Here is a 19,097-nt window from a genome sequence, read left to right as displayed (position 1 = left end):
TTCGTTGATCAGCGGGAAGAGGGAGGCGTGGTGCACCAGGGCGGATAGATACGCGTCGGTAACACGGGCACGAGAAGAAGCAGGGCGATCGCGATGCAGCCCATCACGCGATAGAGGTCCGCGGATGTCAGCACGACGGACTGCTCGTGAATACGGTGCGCAAGTGCGGCGAGGAGCCCGTGATCTTCACCGACGCTTTGTGCTGTAATCAGTGCGCTATTGCCGAGCCGGTCCACGAGCATGCTCGAATGAAAGTGCTGGCGGGCAGTACCTAGACCCTCGATGAGACTGGTCGCTCCCACTCCTGCGAAAACCTTCACCGTGTTGAACATGGCGGATGCAAACGGGCCATCTGTTGGAGCGAGACCACCGGTTACGCCCATCAGTATCGAGAGAATCACCATGGGCTGTGCTGCAATTTGCAGAGATTGCAGCCAGTAGAAGTTATCGCGCACCCACTCTGACGTCATGAAGCTTCCCATGAAGCAGGTGACGCCCATCAGCGAAATTCCAGCGGCGAGAATCCACCGTCGGTCGATCCGCTGGATGTTCAGAACGGCCGCAGTCAGAGGCAGCGCAATTAATAAAGGCAGTGCGACGAGCAGCGCCAACGGCGTCGTTTGAAGCGGCCGGTAACCATGTACCTTCGCAAGGTATTGCGACGGGATGACGGCGATGCCGGTCAGCAGGATCACGGCCCCCGCGAGTGTAAGAAGGCCGTGCGTGAAGTTTCTCCGGCCAAGCAGACGCAGGCCGAAAAACGGCAGCGGATGAAACCACTCGTTCACGATGAATGCGATCAGGAGCAATGCACCACCGCCGAGCATCACGCGGATAAAGCCGGAATTGAGCCAGTCCAGTCGGTCGCCCTGCAATAAACCAATGACCAGCATCGCAACTGCAGGACAGCCTGTCACGAATCCACTCCAGTTGAACGATTTGAAGCGTTCGAGTTTGAGCGGCTCTACAGGAAGCCCTTGCTGAATCGCGATACAGCTCAGCAGGCCTAGCGGCACGATCTGCCAGAAAGTCATCCGCCAGTTCACATATTCAGTCCACAGCGCGGTGAGCGGAATTCCGAGTGCCGGCCCGAAGGTTGCAGTCAGTGCATATCCAGCAAGTCCATAGAGCTTGATCTTCGGCGGAAGATAGCGCAGTGCTGCGATGATCAGCATCGGAGGAAGACATCCGCCGGCTATGCCTTGGAGTACTCGCAGCAAATACAGCGTCGGCAGATTCGGTGCCAGCGGGCAAAGAAATCCGAACACCATGGTGGCCACTACCGCGCCGATCGTGAACCGCTTGAGCGTGAGCGTCATCGCGAACCACGGCGCAAATACCATCGTGGTCACGTTTGCAGCCTCGAAAAGAGCAGTCAGCCACGTTCCGTCGTCGTGTCCGATCGACAGCGCGCCGCGGATGTCCGTCAGCGAGACCGCCGTCACCTGCTCATTGACTATCGCCAGCAATGAGGAGAGAAGCATCCCAACCAACCCGATTGCGAGGCGGGGCGATAACCCCGATGTCGCAGCGTTCTTTGGGGCTGGACTGTCTGCTTCCCGTAAGGCGACCGGTGCCGACGAGCCGACTTCCTTCGGTTCTGCCGTTCCAGTTGTCCGTGGCGTTGCGATGTTCATGAGGTCTGCAGATCTACCAGAATGGTTGGGCTTTTGCGCCGGGCACCGAGCTTGCCGACGCTCGGTAGTGTTAAATATCGAGCGGAATCGGCGTCCAGTTCACTTCTTTTCCCTTGTAGTTCCGGCGCGTCCGTTCAACGTATTTCAGTGCCGCGGGACTACCACATCGAGGTTGATTAATTCTAGGAGACCAGCTGACCTTCGTGAAAGACAATGGAGCTTGTGCATTTGGCCATTCCGTTTGCGAATCGGGCCAATGAGTCCGAGCGCCCTCATGCATGCGCGTGTTCTGGAATACTCTCTTTCGATTCGACGAGCCAATCGACATTGGTTGTGCTGGAGACGGTACGAAGACGTGTAACTCGCCCACGAAGCGTACAGTGGCCATTTCTGATCGTTTTTGGGCCAACGCAAGAGTTGCAGGCTTTTCAATGGCACATACGACACCCATAGTTAGGACAAGCCGGTGATGTGCAGCCGCGATGCTTTTAACTGGAGAGGTGAGACATGAAATTTTCGGTGAAGAAAGACATTCAAACAGGCGACGTTCCGACCATTGAGCATGCATTGAAGATGGTCGACGCAGACGCCAAAGTTAGCGTGAACGTCAATGCAAAAACCGTGAGCGTCGATTCGTGGTTAATGCCGGAGGAGTTCCTCGTTGCTTTCGTCGACGAAGACTATGACGTGCGCATTGTCGAGGCATAGGTTGACGGTACTCGGGCGAATCGGGAGGCGATGTAGGGCCGACTCCCGGTTCGCCCCGCGCGCTAGGCAGCAGGCTGCGGGTCGCTGAAGTATTGAGGTGCTTCACGGCGATCGAACATTCCATACTCGCGCACCACACGAATATGTCGCAAGTGCACATTGGCCGGCAGCGTGGCTTCTCTCTGGAATGCCTGCGCGGCCTCAAGATCGCGCCACGTCAGCACCGCGATCACGTCGCCGGGCGTCATTAGCGCGTCGAATACGTCCCACGCAACCAGACCGGAAGCCGCAAGGTCGAGTCCCATTGACGTCACAACTGCATTTGCTCCTGCCTGGCTGAGCCACTCCGGATCGTACGTCGCACCGAGGAGCGTCACCGCAGTGCCTGCTCCTGTCTCGGTTACATCAAGACGTTGTTCAAGCAGCACTTCTCCCTCAGGCAAGCAGGTGTCCTCGACGACTTGTCCAATTCGCAGGCGATAGTCGGAAAACACGCGGTCGCGCGCTGCCTGTTGTACTTGATGATGCTTCGTCGTGGTGCGCCAGCGCACGAGCGACTTCTCATCGCGCCAGGTTGACAGCGAAAGTAGCCACCCGTCGCGCGTCAAACTTGCATAGCGGTTGTTGTCGATGAAACCCACGATTTTTTCGAGTTCTGGGCGTAGCATCTTTGCCATGCCGAGATACAGATCGAACTGTTCACGTAGAGGATGTACTTCGAGCATTGCAGAAAACATTCCGGACTCTTCCTTTGCTTAGCGATACGATTGGCCCGCAGTCGGGTGATTGGCTGCATTGATTGTCCGTGACGCATCGAATTTACTGAAGCGCAAGCGCGCCCCATATTGGGCCAATAAGTTCGGCAAATTTGCCAGTCCTTGGGCAGATGTCACGACAGCCGCCGCGCGGGGACGAGCGTCTTCTTCCGCCAGACGAATAGTGCGTATGCCGACACAGCTAGCACAGTGAACACTTTGTGCATTGCATCTGCGTCTTCCTTAAATAGCCCGCACTCGGCCAATCCCGGTCTTCTTTGGGCCAGGTTGAAGAAACAAAGCATTGCGATGCCTACAATCGCGAGGTGCGCAGATGACCGATGGGGAGTTGAAATGGACAAATTGCGCGAGATGGAGGTCTTTGTAGCCATCGTCGATCGTGGCAGCTTTACGGGTGCATCGGAGAAGCTCGGAATGTCGACGCCGGCGGTCTCACGGGCACTGAATTCGCTTGAAGCGCGGCTTGGCACGCAACTGCTCGCACGGACCACTCGCACGGTTCGGCCGACTGACGCAGGCGTTGGCTACCTCGATGCCTGTCGAAAAGTGCTGGACGCTATCACCGAGGCCGACGCGAATGTCGCAGCGGACCACCTGAATCCCGTCGGCACGCTGACGGTATCGGCGCCGGTTCTATTCGGGCAGCGCTTCGTCGCGCCCTTGATCAACGCGTTCGCGCTGCGCTACCCCGAGGTCAACGTCAATGCCGTCTATGCCGATCGCACGACTCGGCTACTGGAAGAAGGCGTGGATATTGCAATTCGTATCGGCCATCTTGGAGATTCGACGATATTCGCCGTTCCTCTAGGGACGGTGCGACGCCGGACCTACGCGGCGCCTGCGTACCTTGCGGCGCATGGTGAGCCCAGCCATCCCAGGGAACTGATGAATCACCACTGTGTGTCGTTTACCGGCGTGTCCAGTCCGTTCGAATGGGTGTTCAATGAGAATGGATCGAGATTGCCGGTGCGGCTTCAGCCACGGATGATTGTCGACCTGTCTCCCGCTGCGGTGCTGGCGGCACTCGATGGCGTAGGCATCACTCAACTGCTCTCGTATCAAGCGGCGCCAGAAGTGCTCGATGGCAAGCTGCGGCCTATCCTGAGGGCGTTCGAGCCCGAGGCTACGCCAGTGAATCTGCTGCATATCGAGCGGCGGGGCGCGAGCGGCAAGGTGCGCGCGTTTGTGGATTTCGTCACGGATAGCCTGCGCAGCAACCCGCACCTTCAGGACGAAGACGCAACGGCCACGTAAAGTTCGCGGTAGGCACTCACCAGCAAATCGAGGCTATATGCACGATTGAGGCCACTCGGGTTGGGCAGCACCCATGCGCGCGCACCGCCGAATGTGTCGGCCTGCAATCCCCATTGGATATCGCGCCTGCCGGACATGGCCGAGATCGCCATCTTCCCGAGAAAGGCAATATACCGCGGCGCATGGTGTTCGATTTTGCGCTGGAAATCGGATGCGGCCGCTTCTATCTCCAGTCGCGAAAGCTCGCCCGCTCGTGCAGTTGGACGCGAGACCGCCGTGGTGAGTCCACAACCATAGCGGAGCAAAGTGCAGTCGTCTTCAGGACGAATCTGTTCGGGAGTAAGGCCCGCGAGGTGCACCGTCTGCCAGAAGCGGTTGTTTCTACCCTCGAAGTGGTGACCTGTAGCTGCAGCACGCATGCCAGGATTTATTCCGCAAAATATCAGCGACAGACCTGGCTCCAGAACATCTGGAAGCGATTGAGCGTCGATAGCGCAACTCACGAATAGCTCGCGCTTTGAGCCGCCACCAGCATGCCGGTGCCCGTATCTGTCCGCGGGCGCGACTCGACCGTGCCGCGGAACCGTTGGCGATATTGTTTTGGCGTGACATTGAGCCGACGGGCGAAGGTGGTCCGCATCTGTGTGGCACTGTGAAAACCGCACTTGAATGCGACGGTTTTTAGCGGAGCGTCCGAGTCTTCGAGCAGCTTTCTCGCCGTATCTACGCGGACCTGTTCGACAAACGCGGAAGGCGTGACCTTCGCATATTTGGCGAAGAGGCGTGAAAAAGTACGTCGGCTGACAGAAACAGCGGTGGCAAGCTGTTCGATCGACAGCGTGTCGGTTATATGCTCGGTCACATACTGATGCACTTTGCCGATAATCGGATTGTCATCCTTGCCGGCCCCGATGTAAGGGCTGTACTGCGATTGACCGCCTTCTCGCTGGATATATACAACGAGGCGTTTTGCAACACGCACCGCCATTTGGTGTCCCCAGTCTTCGGCCACGAGCGAAAGACAAAGGTCGATTCCCGCTGTCACGCCAGCAGATGTAAATAGCCGGCCGTCACGAATGAAGATCCGGTCGGGCTGCACACAGGCCAAAGGGAAGTCGCGCGCGAGGCGGGCGGCTTCTGCCCAATGGGTCGTTACCTGCTTGCCGTCGATCAGTCCGGCGTGGCCCAGTACAAACGCTCCGTTGCACACCGAACCGAACCGTGCCGCGCCATATGCCTGCGTTTGCAACCACTTCAGAAACTCGTGCGGTGGCCGGTAATCGGGCAGGCTTGGTCCTCCCGCGACGAGAACCAGATCGAACTGGACGAGAGAATCCGCAAAAGCCGACGGCACGGAAAGTTGCATCCCGTTGGAGCATGTCACAGTGCCGGCTTTGCTTCCGACAAGCGACACCTCATAGCGCTGATGCTCGGAGAGATTTGCATTCGCTTCCGCAAATACATCGAGTGGGCCTGCAACGTCCAGTGCCTGCACACCATCGAATACGACAATGGCGACTTTCATGCCGTGACCTTCATCAAATAGGAACGCGCTTCCGTTACCAGCATGGGCCCACGCTCCTTCATGGGGGCGCCATGCAACGCAACGAGCGACGGCAACGAGCGATGGCCTAGCTTACAGCAACCGCCACATACCGCGCCCGCCGTAACCGTTAAATGACTTTTGCGTCAGTGTAAAGAACAGACAGAAAACTCACGGCGATGCCAGCGGCACGACGTGGCCCAAATTCCGCGCTGATTGGCCAGGTATCGCGGGATCTATGCATTCCGGAGCGACGTCGATTGGTTAAAGTGGGTTTGAAGGATCGATCTATTTGAGTGCACTCGCGGAGTAACGGCGCATGCGTGTCGGAATGATGGTGTATTCAGGTTTTCAACTGCTAGAGGTGAGTTGCCCAATGGACGTGTTCCAGGAAGCGAACCGTGTATGCGGCGCCGCGTTCTACGAGCAGCACGTCGTTGGGCCGCGTCCTGGGCCGGTTACATGCTCGAACGGCACCGCGGTGGGCACCACAGCGTCTCTGCGCGATTTGCCGACATCGTTCGATATTGTCATGGTGCCCGGTTCTCCGGCGATAGGTTCGGAGCGCGAGCATAACGAACTGGTGGATTGGCTCAGGAACGCTGGACGCAGCGCGAGAAAGATCGCGTCGGTGTCGAACGGTGCTTTTCTCGTGGCGCGTGCGGGTCTTGCGAACGATCGCTGGCTGACCACGCGTGAGCGCGACGCACAGCGTCTTGCAAGCGACTATCCATTGGTACACGTTGTAACGGAACGGATCTGCTTGAAGGACGGCAATCTTTATTCGTCGGGCGGCGTGAGTGCCGGTATCTATCTTGCGTTGGCTCTCGTTGGAGAAGATCTGGGCGAGCACATCGCCGGCGACGTTGCGAAAGCACTCTTGCCTCCAGGCGTTTAAACCGAGGCGTGTGCCGCGAACGTGCTGGAACGACCGCGTTCGCTTTTTCGCAACGCTGTGGCGATCCGGTGGCCCGGATGTGTTCTCTTTTGGCCCGTAGAGCGCCTGCATCGTTGAGCGTGCTGTTTCGATCATTGGCAGAATCGACTTCATGGTTCTTCCGGCCCATCGCCGGTAATACCTGGCCGTTGATCCCAAGGCGGTTCTCCACACGAGTCAGCCATGACCACCAATCTGAACGTTGCTTCACAAGTCTGTCCGGCACCAACGCTTCCCGGCGAACCGATGTCGGGCGCCGACATTATTCTGCGCGTACTTGCGGAGCAGGGCGTCGATACGCTATTCGGATATAGCGGCGGCGCGATCCTGCCGACTTACGACGCAGTGTTCCGTTTCAATGAATCACACGCCGCACACCCTGAACGCCAGATCAAATTCGTCGTGCCGGCCAACGAACAGGCGGCGGGCTTCATGGCGGCCGGTTATGCGCGCGCGAGCGGAAAAGTAGGCGTGTTCATGGTGACGTCCGGGCCTGGCGCAACCAATGCAGTCACGCCAATCGCCGACTGCAACGGCGATTCGATTCCCGTTGTGCTCATATGCGGTCAGGTGCCGCGCGCGGCAATAGGCAGCGACGCTTTCCAGGAGGCGCCGGTCTTCAACATCATGTCGGCCTGCGCCAAACAGGTGTTTCTCGTAACCGATCCCGTCAAACTCGAACAGACATTGCGCACGGCATTCGAAATCGCGCGCACCGGCCGCCCTGGTCCGGTCGTGGTAGATGTGCCAAAGGACATCCAGAACTGGGTCGGTCAATATCACGGGCAAGGCACCTTGCACTTTCGCGGCTACTCCGACCGGTTGCGATTGGTGGCTAACGGTTCCCGCCTTGACGAGCAAAAGGGCGCCCAGTTCTTCGATCTCCTTAGACAAAGCGAGCGACCGCTCCTGTATGTGGGCGGCGGTGTTATCTCGGCAGGCGCAACGGCCGAACTGCACCAGTTCGCCGAGCGTTACCAGATCCCGGTCGTGACGACGTTGATGGGCCTCGGCGCGATACCTGCGCAACACCCGCTGTCCCTCGGCATGCTCGGCATGCACGGCGCCGCCTGCGCGAATTACGCGGTTGAAGATTGCGACTTCCTGATTGCGGTGGGCGCGCGATTCGACGACCGGGTCGCTGGCGGCCGCCCTGACATGTTCGCGGCAGGCGCGCGACACGTCGCACATATCGACATCGACGAGGCGGAGATCAACAAGGTCAAGCGCGCGCATTGGAGTCACATAGGCGACGCGAGGCAGGCATTGCGCGCATTGATGGAGCACGAGTCCGTTGCTTTGTCGTCCGCCGGATGGATCGGATGGGTAACGGAACTGAGGCAGCGCCACGGCATGAACTATGACCGCAGCAACCCGCTGATTCAGCCGCAGCGTGTCATTGAAAAGCTCAGCGAGATCACCGGTGGGCGCGCAATCATCAGCACAGGTGTAGGCCAGCATCAAATGTGGACCGCACAGTTCTACCAGTTCACCGAGCCTCGAAGCTTTCTTACCTCGGGCAGCATGGGCACGATGGGATTTGGTCTACCCGCCGCAATCGGCGCTCAACTGGCACGGCCTGATGCGCTCGTCATCGACATCGACGGTGACGGCAGTATCCGCATGAACGCTGGAGAACTCGAAACGGCCAGCACGTATGGCGTTCCGGTGAAGGTTTTGCTGCTCAACAATCGCGGTGACGGGATGATCCGCCAGTGGCAGCGTCTCTTTTACGAAGGCCGGACTTTCGTAAGCGACAAGGCTCTTCATCGCAAGGACTTTGTGATGGCGGCGCGCGCGGACGGCTTCGAGTTTGCCTGTCGCGTCGAGACGGCGAGCGAACTTGAGGAGAAACTGAAAGCGTTCGTGGCCTTCGAGGGACCCGCCTTTCTGGAAGTGATGATCGATCAGAACGCCGACGTATTTCCAATGGTAGGGCCGGGTCAAAGCTATTCGAACATGATCACAGGGCCGTTCATACCGTCGCGGTCCGATCCGGAACCGGGAAAGGAAGGGGCAGTGCGCCTTCAGGCCGCGGACATGTTCTGAGCATGCTTTCTATTTTCATTCCCGGCAAAACGCCATGATTGACGTCGACCTGATTCATAAGGCCCTAGCGAATCCGTTCCGGCGGCAGATTCTCGCGTGGTTGAAGACGCCGGACGAAGTTTTTGCACAGGGTCACATCGATTTCAGTCACGGCGTACCACCGAACGCGATTCACGCGCGCAGCGGTCTGTCGCAGTCCACGGTCTCGGCGCACGTTGCAAGCCTGGTAGAGGCACAGCTTGTCGTTCCGACGCGAGTAGGCCAGTGGGTCTTTCTATCGCGCAATGAAGAGGTGATCCGCGAGTTTGCCAGGCAGGTCAGCTTGCATTTGTGACGACCGCAGAGGCGTATAGCTCTTCTTCTCTTCGTCGAAATGGTCCGGTGTTCTTCACAAATCGTCCTATGCTGGAAGTCGAGACGAGCGTTGGACAATTGCGAAGGCACAGTCTTCGCCTCAGGTTCGATGCGTGGCATTGGCCTGACTCTTTGCCCTGACCGGAGTGCCCGGTTGCGGGACCTGTATGGCACCACTCAATGCGGAGGTATCGTCATGATCGAGGCTTGCGATTTCCGGCTCAAAAGAATTGCGCTGAACCACGGAGGCGGCTCCATGCCCGCAATCGGCTTTGGCACGCTGATCGCAGATGCGGCCATCACGACAAGTGCCACGAAAGACGCGCTGGAAGCGGGCTATCGGCACTTCGATTGTGCGGAGCGCTATCGCAACGAGCGCGAGGTGGGCGACGCGTTACAAGCGGGACTTGCAGCGGGAGGAATCGCACGCGAAGAAATCTTCGTGACCACGAAGCTATGGAATTCGAATCATCGCCCGGAGCGTGTCAGACCGGCTTTCGACGCAAGCCTTGGAAGGCTTCGACTCGACTATCTGGATCTTTATCTTATTCATACGCCGTTCGCATTCCAATCGGGAGATGAGCAGGATCCCCGCGACGCAAATGGAAACGTCCTCTACGACGAAGGGGTGTCCCTGCTCGATACATGGCGGGCGATGGAAGATCTGGTCGGCGGGGGAAGATGTCGCGCGATCGGTCTGTCCGACATCGGCCTCGATGAACTGGTACCGCTCTATGAATCGGCAAGAATAAAGCCGGCCGTGGTTCAGGTCGAGGCGCATCCCTATCTTCCAGAAAACGAACTCCTGGAGTTCTGCAAGAAGAAAGAGATCGTGTTCCTGGCGTTTGCGCCGTTAGGTCACGGAATTAGACCCGGGCCGCTCGAAGATCCGGTCGTCTCACGAATTGCCGCGCGGATTGGCAAGACGCCTGCACAGGTACTGCTTGCATGGGCGGTGCAGCGTGGTACCGCCGTCCTGACGACGCCGAAGACCGCCGCGCGTGCGCGCGAGAATTTCGACATTTCAGCTCTTCCCGCTGATGCCTTTGACGAGATCAATCGCATCGAAACCAGGCAGCGGTTCAACCAGGTCGTGAAGACCGGCAACCCGGGATTTATCCCGCGCATTGAATGAGGTTGCGATCTGGCGCAGTGCTGGCCAGAAACGAGCGTGGAATGTCCCGAAACCGTCGAAGCGAGCGCGTCAGTCATAACCCTGAGAACCTGTGTTCTCATCAGTGGTCAAAAGACTGCTGGTCCTGGCGAGCACAGGGATCTGGTGGCTTAAGTCATCAGGTTTTGCACAAGTCGACGCGAGCAGGATGGCGAGGAACGTTGCCTCCTTTCGCAGTCGGACCTTTAACATCGCTATTGATGAGAGAACGGGGCGGCGAGATTAAATCACAGACGTGGTTATGACTTCACTCACGCCCCAAGCGCACGAATCGGTCCAGGTGATGATCCTCATCTCCAAGCTGATGATCGATCATCACAAGCCGCTTTGCATAATGGGCAAGCGGCAACTCCCACGTCATGCCTATGCCGCCGTGCAGTTGAATGCACTCTTGCGCGACCAGTGCGCCGATCCTGCCGATGCTGTACTTCGCCGCCGACACCGCGCGCTCCCGCACCCTGCGCTGCGCACCGAGCGCCGCTGCCGCGTTGATTACCGCTGAACGCGCCTGCTCGATTTCCAGCAGCATGTCGGCCATTCTGTGCTGCAGCGCCTGGAAGCTGCCTATCGCCACGCCGAACTGCTTGCGCGTGCGCAGGTAGTCGAGCGTGTAGTCTTTCGCGACGTCCATCGCGCCGACGGCCTCTGCACACAACGCGAGCACGCCACATGCAATCGCATACTCGAGCGTCGGGAGGCCCGCACCTTCCGCGCCAAGCAGCGATTCTTCGCCGAGTTTGACATTGTCGAACGTGACTTCGGCTGCGCGTCCGCCGTCGATCTTCGGATAGCCCCGCACGCTGACGCCTGCTGCGTCCCGAGGCACGAGAAAGAGCGTTATGCCTTCCTCTGAATCGTCGTCGCCGATGGTCCGCGCGGACACGAGGAAGAGTGCAGCGTGCTCCCCGTGCTGCACCACCGCTTTAGCGCCGTTCAATTGCCACGCGTTGCCCTCGCGTTGGGCGCGCGTGGTGACACGCGAGAGTTCGTAATGGCCGCCGGATTCACCATGCGCGAGTGCGGCGAAACGCGAGCCGTCGATCAATTCACCCAGCAGGGCGCGTTGCGTGGCGTTGCCGCTTCGTGCGACGGCCTGGCCCACAATGAGCGTATCGAGGAACGGTTCAACCACGAGGCCGCGGCCCAGGCTCTCGAACACCACCGCAATATCGAATCCGCCGCCACCAAAGCCGCCGTTAGCTTCATCGAAGAGGGCGCCGATAATGCCCAGCTCTGCGAAACGATTCCACAGTTCAGGGCTAAAACCTTCAGGCGAGCGGGCGATTCTGTCGCGCGTCTCGAAGCCGTACTGCTCGCTGACGAAGCGGTTCAGCGTATCCGCAAGCATGCGGCGATCTTCGGTGTGCTGGAAATTCATGACGTGCGCCTCTTACAGTCCGAGGATCATTTTAGAAATGATGTTCTTCTGGATTTCATTTGAGCCGCCGAAAATCGACAGCTTGCGATTGTTGAAATACAGCGAAGCCGCGCTCGCCGCTTCTTCGGGGCCAACCCGTGCGCCTTGATAACCGTCGTGCAATGCCTCTTCGATGAACGGCTGCGCATACGGCCCCATCGCGCGGCGCGTCAGCGACGAGATTTCCTGGCGAATCTCCGTGCCGCGAATCTTCAGCATCGAACTCTCGGCACCCGGCACGCCGCCGCCTGCTACTGCCGCAATCACGCGCAAGTTGGTCGTCTTCATGTTCTCCAGATCGATTTCAACGCGTGCCATGCGCGCCGCGAACGCCGGGTCTTCGCAAAGCGGCCGGCCGTTGCGCTGCTCTTTCGCCGCAATCTTGCGCAGCCGGTTCAACGCCGCGACGGAGAACCCGACGCCCGCGATATTCGTACGCTCGTACGTAAGCAGATATTTGGCGTACGTCCAGCCCTTGTTTTCCTCGCCGACCAGGTTCACAGCCGGCACTCGCACGTCGGTGAAAAATACTTCGTTCACTTCATGCTCGCCATCGAGCGTGATGATCGGCCTCACTTCGACGCCCGGCGTTTTCATATCGATCAGCAGGAAGCTGATGCCTTCCTGCTTGCGTACGTCGGTTGCGGTGCGCACGAGGCAGAAGATCATGTTCGCGAAGTGGCCGAGCGTGGTCCAGGTCTTCTGGCCGTTCACGATGTAATGCTCGCCGTCCGCGTCGACGCCGCGCACGGCAGTGGTCTTGACCGAAGCGAGATCGGACCCTGCGCCAGGTTCGGAGTAGCCCTGGCACCACCAATCGGAGCCATCGAGAATACGCGGCAGCCAATGCCGCTTCTGCGCTTCACTGCCGTATCTGATCAACACCGGTCCGAGCATGTTGACGCCGAACGGCACGATGCGCGGCGCTCCGGCCAGCGCACATTCGTTTTCGAAGATGAATTTCTGCACAGCCGTCCAACCCGGTCCGCCGTATTCTGCCGGCCAGTGATTCGCGAGCCAGCCGCGCTCGTTCAGAATCGCATTCCACCCGGCCATGTCGTCGCGCGTGAGGCGCCGGCCTCCATGCACCTTGTCGGCGAGGTGCTGCGGAAGTTTGTCCCGCAAAAACGCAAGCACCTCTGCGCGAAAGGCTTCTTCTTCAGGTGTGAAGTTCAGATCCATGACTGTTCCTTCGTGATGTTCAACGGCTGCGCTGAAAAAACGAGCCGCTTCATGGCGCGTGATTGACGCTCGCAAAATCCGCGCCGCGCTCGACCAGGTCAATCAGCAGGGGCGAAGCTCGCCAGAACAATGGGTCTTCTTTCGCAAATTCGCGGATGTCCGCAAGAATGCGCGGCAGGCCGACCATGTCCGCATATTTCATCGGGCCGCCGCGATAACGCGGGAAGCCGTAGCCGTATAAAAAGGTCACGTCGACGTCGAGCGGTCGGAGAGCAATCCGTTCATGCACGACATTCGCTCCTTCATTGATCATCGCGGCCATGTAGCGGCGAATGATCTCGTCGTCGGAGAATTCGCGCGGGGTGACGCCAGCTCTCACGCGCTCGGCGTCGATGATCGCCTTGACTTCCGGATCCGGCTGGCCGCTGCGAGATCCTTCGGGATACAGATAAAAGCCGCGCCCCGTTTTTTGACCGAACCAGCCTCGCTCGCACAGACGGTCGGCAATCTGCACATAGCGCGCCGCCGGATTGCGTGTCGCTGCGCGCCGTTTGCGCGCTGCCCAGCCGATGTCGCCGCCGGCGAGATCCACCACCTGAAACGGTCCCATCGGGAAGCCGAACGCGCGTACTGCTGCGTCGATCTGATAGGGCGAGGCGCCGTCTTCCATCATCGCATCGGCGGCACTGCGATACACGGCGAGAATGCGATTGCCGATGAAGCCGTCGCACACGCCTGCGCGTACTGGCGTCTTGCGCAGCTTCTTTGCAAGCTCGAATGCGGTGGCGACTACGTCGGCGCTGACGGCTTTCGGCACGACTACCTCAAGCAGTTTCATGATGTTAGCCGGCGAGAAAAAGTGCAGACCGATCACATCGGCGGGGCGCGAGATGCTGGCTGCGATCGCGTCGATGTCGAGATACGACGTGTTGGTTGCGAGCACGGCGCCCGGCTTGCACACGCGGTCGAGTTCGCCAAACACGGCCTGCTTGACCGACAGATCTTCGAACACGGCCTCGATCACGAGATCTGCGTCGGCGAGTGCATCGTACGAAGTACTGCCGGTCCAGCGCGCCATGAGTTGGGCCTTTTTCTCGGCGCTCATGCGGCCCTTGGTAATCAGACCGTCATACACCTTTTCGATGTGTGCGCGGCCCCGGCCGAGCGATGCTTCGTCGCGCTCGATCATCGTCACGGGCAAGCCCGCGTCGAGCACTGCGACGGCAATGCCCGCACCCATCGTGCCGCCGCCGACGACGCCGATCGCGTTCAGCGCACGCGGTCTGGCGTCGCGCGTCTCGGGTGCTTTCAGCACTTCGCGCTCCGCAAAAAACGCGTGAACGAGGCCCGCGCGCTGCGGACTGTCGAGGCATTCGAGAAAGAGTTGGCGTTCGCGGCGCAAGCCGTCTTCGAAAGGCAGCGTGATCGCCGCTTCGACTGCATCGACGATCTTTAGCGGTGAAAATAGACCACGCGATTTTTTCTCGGTCTCGGCGCGAGCCGTAGCAACCACGGCGAGGCTCGCGGCCCGGTCGTTCAACGCAGTGGCGTCACGCGTACGGCGCACTGGCGCATGACCCTCAAGCAATTCGTGAACGTAGGCGAGCCCTTCCGCCAGGATGTCGTCGCTGCCGCCAAGCCGGTCGACGAGCCCTAACGCCAGTGCTTCGTGCGCGTTTGCATGGCGACCGCTCAACATCAGGTCGAGCGCCGCCTTTGCTCCGATCAGGCGCGGCGTGCGCTGCGTGCCGCCTGCGCCGGGCAGCAATCCGAGTTGAACCTCGGGCAGGCCGAGCTTCGCCCCGTCTACGGCGATCCGGTAATGCGCGGCGAGCGCCACTTCAAGACCGCCGCCGAGCGCCGCACCGTGAATCGCCGCGACGACTGGTTTCGTACAGGCTTCAATGCGGTTGCACACGTCCGGCAGCGACGGCGGCACCGGCGGCTTGCCGAACTCGCGAATGTCCGCGCCGGCAATGAAGTTGCGGCCAGCGCCGACAATCAGCACGGCTTGCACCGAACGGTCGCTGTCGGCGGCTTCGATCGCGGCGAGCAGTCCGCGCCGCACGTCGGCGGACAGCGCGTTGACGGGCGCGTGATCGATCGTGACGAGCAGCACCTTGCCACGCAATTCGCGTGTCACGACGTCGGTTGAAGTGGTGAGGGTCATGGCGTGTCGTCTCCTGGCTGATTGTGTGCGCGCGCCGGCGGCATCCCGCGCCCGCGAATCGTCCTGATTGTGGAGTGGTCAAGGTTCATTGACAATCACATGAAGGATTGACAGACTGTCAAAATAACTTTGACAAAGGCCCAGTTGTGGACGTCCATTCGCTGACTTTGCTAGTGGAGATACTCGACGCAGGTAATCTGAGCGAGGCGGCGAGGCGCCTGAAAATGAGCCGCGCGAACGTGAGCTACCACCTGAACCAGCTGGAACGCTCGGTGGGCTTGCAACTCGTTCGGCGCACCACGCGTCGGGTCGAACCCACGGAGATCGGTCTTCAGCTATATGAACACGGCCGCGCGATTCAGAACGCGCTGCTGGCCGCGCGCGAATCGGTGACGACGCTTGGGCAAAGCTTGCAGGGGCGAGTGCGCCTGAGCGTGCCGAGCGGTTATGGTCAACTCGTCATGTCGGAGTGGCTGATCGAGTTCAAGCGTCGCTATCCAGGCATCGTTCTCGATGTGTTGTTCGAGAACCGCGTGGAAGACCTGATGCGCGACGAAGTGGACATTGCCGTGCGGGTCATGTCCGAGCCACCGCAAAATCTCGTGGCGCGCGACATGGGGTCGGTCAGGTACGTTGCCTGTGCATCGCGCGTGTTCGCCGAAAGCCACGGCATGCCTATGCAACTAGACGATCTGCGCACCACGCCGTTGATTACGGCGGCGGTCGTGGGCCGTCAGTTGCGGGTTGCCGCCTATCTCGGTGACGAACGGCACGAGGTGCTGCTCGAACCGACGATCATCTCCGAGAACTTTCTGTTTTTGCGGCAAGCGGTACTCGCAGGACTGGGCGTCGGCATCTTGCCGGATTATGTGGTGCAAGATGATCTGAAACGCGGCGATGCCGTAACCACGCTCGATGAATGGCGCCTGAGCATCTTCGGCACGAACATGTACATGCTTTACATGCCGAACCGGCACCACACTCGGGCGGCGGCAACTTTTATCGAGTTCATTCTGGCGCAGGCGCGAGCAAGCGGAAGAGGCGGCGCTTCGTAGCCCGCGCGTTTTCGGCCGACCACAATTGTCCCTTCATGTAGCTCTGGCGAGTATGCTGTGAAAAAGAGCGTGCACGCGCCGTGCAACAGTACGCCACGAACTTGAAGAACGTTACGAACGTCGTGAACGTCAGCGGAGACCCGAATGAAGTGGACACTCGCATTTCTCGTCGTGCTCGCAAGCATCATCGTAGCGATGCTGATCGCGCGCCTGCCCGCCGAGCAGGCTATTCGCCTGGCAGGCTATGCGGCGACAGCAGCGCTTGCTGCGCTCGTGAGTTACGTGATCCGCCGGCGCGGCAATCGCGCGCGTAAAACGAGGCGGGTGGGCTAGGCGGCGCCGAGCTGAGTGCTTGCAGCGGGCCGCGTACTACATGCTACGATGCTCCGCTCATTGCGCAGCATGTCGGAGAATCAGATGCGTCCAGAGAATGCCGCCCGTTTCGATGAAGAGTTCGCGCCTCGCATTGCCGAGGCCATCGCCGCGTGCTTCGCTACCACCGTGCACACGGAAGTACTACCGTATGAAGGCCCTGGCCATCCCACGCGCCTGCGCATTCATGCGGCGCCGCTCGAGCATATCGCCCAATTCGCGCATCCGTTGAATCTATATCTCACGTGGGACAGCGACGAGATCGAGAGGCTCATGAAAGAAGAAGGGCAGGCGCGTTTCTCTCGCTATCTGGCTGCGCTGCCGCGAAAGCTGGCGGCGTGGCGTCATGCGCGTGACCTCGATTTTCTTTCGCACACGCAGTCCGATCCGGTGGCACTGATCGGCGGGCTCGACTTCGAGTCGTGAGCCCGCGCCACCGGTTTTTTCGTATCGTCTAGTCGAGCTTGAACTGCGTAACCGCGCTTGCGAGGCTCACCGCCTGCGATTGCAATGCGGCGGCAGCTGCCGTCGACTGTTCGACTAGCGCGGCGTTCTGCTGAACCATTTCATCCAGCTGGCTCACCGCGCGGTTCACTTCCTGAATGCCGCGAGTCTGCTCATTCGCCGCTTGCGTGATTTCGGAAATGATCGTGGTCACGTTAGCGACGTTGCTCACGATTTCCGTCATCGTTTCGCCCGCCTGGCGCACCTGGCCCGAGCCTGAACTCACACTCGCGACCGTGGCTTCGATCAGCGCCTTGATTTCCTTGGCGGCTTGCGCGCTGCGTTGCGCGAGGCTGCGCACTTCGCCCGCCACGACCGCGAAGCCGCGACCCTGTTCGCCGGCGCGGGCAGCTTCAACCGCAGCGTTCAGCGCAAGAATATTGGTCTGGAAAGCAATGCCGTCGATCACGCCGATAATGTCGGAGATCTTTACCGACGCATGTTCGATCTCGCCCATCGTCGTAATCACTTCAGAGATCACCACGCCGCCGCGCGAAGCGACCTGCGATGCGGAAACCGCGGTCGTGTCGGCCTGCTTCGCGGCGCTCGCCGATTGGGTGACCGTGGACGTGATCTCTTCCATCGACGCGGCGGTTTCCTGCAGGCTCGCCGCAGCCGATTCAGTGCGTCCGGACAGATCGACGTTGCCCGCTGCAATTTCATTGGCCGCCACGCGCACCGACTCGCTCGCATCGCGAATCTGACGCATCACGTGACTCAGCTTGTCGATGAATGTGTTGAACGAACGGGCGATCTGCGCGACTTCGTCGTTGCCGATGGCGGGCAGGCGTTGCGTCAGATCGCCTTCGCCGGAACCGATGTCGTCCATTGCATCGCGTACTTTCGAAAGACGCTGGAACGAAACCGCGGTGACCGCCGCGACGATAGCCGCCGCAATGCCCGCAATCACGATCAGCGCGATCACCGACGCGGCCAGCAGCGAACGCATGCCCGCGGTCGCCTCCGCTTGGTCGAGCGCGACGACCACGTACCAGTCGGTGCCCGGAATGGATTGCGCGCGCAACAGTTTAGTGCTGCCGCTCACGTCCATCTGCACCGGACGTTGCGCGCTAAAGAGCGCGGCGAGTTTCTCGCCCGCGAGTCCCGGCGCGAGATCGGACACCGGTTTCAACGTGAGCTTTGCATCCGGATGCGCGACGATATTGCCGCTCGCGTCGATCAGCATACCGAAGCTCGCGGGCGTCGGGTGGATCGACTTCACGTTGGCAATCACGCTGTCCATTGCGACGTCGCCGGACACCACGCCCTTGACGGTGCCGTCGCGTACCACGGGCGCGGCGAACGCGACCACCAGCTTACCCGAGCCGACATCGACATAAGGCGGCGTTGCCACCGGTTTCCCTGCTGCCACGGCCTGCTTGTACCAGGGGCGCCCTGTCGGATCGTAGTCGGCGGGAATGCCGGTCGGGTCGGAAAACTTTGCTGTCTTGTCGGCGTAGCCGACATACACGTTGGTGAACTTGCCAGCGGTGGCAATCTGCTTGAGCGCCGGCGACGGGTCGGGTTGCAGCACTGCGTTTTGCAGCGAGTCGATCATCTGGCTGTTGGCGGCAACCCAGTCGCTGATACCGGCTGCATGACCGCTCTCGACTGCCGTCAAACTGCTGTCGATGGCGTCGGCGTTATACGAATTCGCGACCACATAATTAAGGACCGCATTGGCAGCAAGTGCCACCACGACGATGGCGACGCACAGCGCAACGATCCGCGCGCGAATGGATGTGAACATGGTGGAAGTCTTTCGGATGAGCAGTGAGCCGTAGTGATCGAGGCGGGCGCCTCATACGCGGTATACGGCTCACTAGCGGAAAGACTTGAGCGCATGTGCGCTAGTATTTTCACGCAGTACATCGCGCGAATGCTTGATCGATTTCGTCTGAAGATAGTATTCAAATACGGCCGGCGTGCACTACTACGCAAAAAACGGCCGCTGCGTTTTATCGC

The 19,097-nt window shown here is 59.8% G+C and carries 17 protein-coding genes; 9 read left to right on the top strand and 8 right to left on the bottom strand.

Features of this window, described 5'->3' with window-relative positions; translation table 11 throughout:
- Nucleotides 1-8: 8 nt before the first annotated feature.
- Nucleotides 9-1,637 carry an MFS transporter gene (locus BCA01S_RS02300; RefSeq protein ID WP_027775531.1) on the bottom strand — a complete coding sequence of 543 codons (1,629 nt, stop codon included), beginning with the start codon at nt 1,635-1,637 and terminating at the stop codon, nt 9-11.
- 507 nt (nt 1,638-2,144) lie between these two features.
- On the opposite strand from BCA01S_RS02300, the gene BCA01S_RS02295 reads away from it, so the two are divergent.
- Nucleotides 2,145-2,345, top strand: coding sequence for a hypothetical protein (locus tag BCA01S_RS02295; RefSeq protein ID WP_027775530.1), 201 nt, complete (start codon nt 2,145-2,147; stop codon nt 2,343-2,345).
- Nucleotides 2,346-2,407: 62 nt separating this feature from the next.
- Here the strand turns inward: BCA01S_RS02295 and BCA01S_RS02290 are convergent, their stop codons facing one another.
- Nucleotides 2,408-3,082: an antibiotic biosynthesis monooxygenase family protein gene (locus BCA01S_RS02290; RefSeq protein WP_027775529.1), complete on the bottom strand. Its 675-nt coding sequence runs from the start codon at nt 3,080-3,082 to the stop codon at nt 2,408-2,410.
- 372 nt (nt 3,083-3,454) lie between these two features.
- On the opposite strand from BCA01S_RS02290, the gene BCA01S_RS02280 reads away from it, so the two are divergent.
- Nucleotides 3,455-4,375: a LysR family transcriptional regulator gene (locus BCA01S_RS02280; protein ID WP_027775528.1), complete on the top strand. Its 921-nt coding sequence runs from the start codon at nt 3,455-3,457 to the stop codon at nt 4,373-4,375.
- Here BCA01S_RS02280 and mug read toward each other — a convergent pair.
- Nucleotides 4,348-4,839 (bottom strand): G/U mismatch-specific DNA glycosylase, encoded by a 492-nt coding sequence (gene mug / locus BCA01S_RS02275; protein ID WP_084166743.1) that lies wholly within the window; start codon nt 4,837-4,839, stop codon nt 4,348-4,350. The genes BCA01S_RS02280 and mug overlap by 28 nt on opposite strands.
- Nucleotides 4,840-4,874: 35 nt before the next feature.
- The gene (locus tag BCA01S_RS34325; protein ID WP_042317786.1) at nt 4,875-5,900 is read right to left on the bottom strand and encodes a GlxA family transcriptional regulator; all 1,026 of its coding nucleotides are present in this window, start codon (nt 5,898-5,900) and stop codon (nt 4,875-4,877) included.
- A 337-nt stretch (nt 5,901-6,237) separates the two neighbouring features.
- On the opposite strand from BCA01S_RS34325, the gene BCA01S_RS02265 reads away from it, so the two are divergent.
- The 4 genes from BCA01S_RS02265 to BCA01S_RS02250 all read left to right on the top strand — a co-directional run bounded on the left by BCA01S_RS02265 (nt 6,238) and on the right by BCA01S_RS02250 (nt 10,393).
- Entirely contained in the window at nt 6,238-6,816 is a 579-nt protein-coding gene (locus tag BCA01S_RS02265; protein ID WP_027775526.1) for an AraC family transcriptional regulator, read from the top strand.
- Nucleotides 6,817-7,038: 222 nt separating this feature from the next.
- Nucleotides 7,039-8,904 carry a biosynthetic-type acetolactate synthase large subunit gene (ilvB, locus tag BCA01S_RS02260; protein WP_027775525.1) on the top strand — a complete coding sequence of 622 codons (1,866 nt, stop codon included), beginning with the start codon at nt 7,039-7,041 and terminating at the stop codon, nt 8,902-8,904.
- A 34-nt stretch (nt 8,905-8,938) separates the two neighbouring features.
- Entirely contained in the window at nt 8,939-9,238 is a 300-nt protein-coding gene (locus BCA01S_RS02255; protein WP_027775524.1) for an ArsR/SmtB family transcription factor, read from the top strand.
- 216 nt (nt 9,239-9,454) lie between these two features.
- Nucleotides 9,455-10,393: an aldo/keto reductase gene (locus tag BCA01S_RS02250; protein WP_027775523.1), complete on the top strand. Its 939-nt coding sequence runs from the start codon at nt 9,455-9,457 to the stop codon at nt 10,391-10,393.
- Nucleotides 10,394-10,679: 286 nt separating this feature from the next.
- Here the strand turns inward: BCA01S_RS02250 and BCA01S_RS02245 are convergent, their stop codons facing one another.
- Genes BCA01S_RS02245 through BCA01S_RS02235 form a run of 3 tightly spaced genes read right to left on the bottom strand, consistent with a single transcriptional unit; the run spans nt 10,680 to nt 15,201 of the window.
- Nucleotides 10,680-11,810: an acyl-CoA dehydrogenase family protein gene (locus BCA01S_RS02245; protein ID WP_027775522.1), complete on the bottom strand. Its 1,131-nt coding sequence runs from the start codon at nt 11,808-11,810 to the stop codon at nt 10,680-10,682.
- 12 nt (nt 11,811-11,822) lie between these two features.
- A complete protein-coding gene (locus BCA01S_RS02240) occupies nt 11,823-13,031 on the bottom strand; it encodes an acyl-CoA dehydrogenase family protein (protein ID WP_027775521.1) in 1,209 nt (402 codons plus the stop codon).
- A gap of 49 nt (nt 13,032-13,080) precedes the next feature.
- Nucleotides 13,081-15,201 (bottom strand): 3-hydroxyacyl-CoA dehydrogenase NAD-binding domain-containing protein, encoded by a 2,121-nt coding sequence (locus tag BCA01S_RS02235; RefSeq protein WP_027775520.1) that lies wholly within the window; start codon nt 15,199-15,201, stop codon nt 13,081-13,083.
- A gap of 146 nt (nt 15,202-15,347) precedes the next feature.
- On the opposite strand from BCA01S_RS02235, the gene BCA01S_RS02230 reads away from it, so the two are divergent.
- From BCA01S_RS02230 to BCA01S_RS02220, 3 genes are all read left to right on the top strand, one after another.
- The gene (locus BCA01S_RS02230) at nt 15,348-16,256 is read left to right on the top strand and encodes a LysR family transcriptional regulator (RefSeq protein WP_027775519.1); all 909 of its coding nucleotides are present in this window, start codon (nt 15,348-15,350) and stop codon (nt 16,254-16,256) included.
- Nucleotides 16,257-16,400: 144 nt separating this feature from the next.
- Nucleotides 16,401-16,589, top strand: a complete 189-nt coding sequence (locus BCA01S_RS02225) for a hypothetical protein (RefSeq protein ID WP_027775518.1) — start codon at nt 16,401-16,403, stop codon at nt 16,587-16,589.
- An 84-nt stretch (nt 16,590-16,673) separates the two neighbouring features.
- Nucleotides 16,674-17,054 carry a DUF5594 family protein gene (locus tag BCA01S_RS02220; protein WP_027775517.1) on the top strand — a complete coding sequence of 127 codons (381 nt, stop codon included), beginning with the start codon at nt 16,674-16,676 and terminating at the stop codon, nt 17,052-17,054.
- Nucleotides 17,055-17,082: 28 nt separating this feature from the next.
- Here BCA01S_RS02220 and BCA01S_RS02215 read toward each other — a convergent pair whose 3' ends face one another.
- Nucleotides 17,083-18,882: a methyl-accepting chemotaxis protein gene (locus BCA01S_RS02215; protein ID WP_027775516.1), complete on the bottom strand. Its 1,800-nt coding sequence runs from the start codon at nt 18,880-18,882 to the stop codon at nt 17,083-17,085.
- Between the last annotated feature and the right edge of the window lie 215 nt (nt 18,883-19,097).

Source organism: Paraburkholderia caledonica NBRC 102488 (assembly GCF_000685095.1).
GTDB classification, from domain to species: Bacteria; Pseudomonadota; Gammaproteobacteria; order Burkholderiales; family Burkholderiaceae; genus Paraburkholderia; species Paraburkholderia caledonica.
Note: the sequence above shows the minus strand (reverse complement) of the source record. Positions and strands in the feature narration are given on the sequence as shown.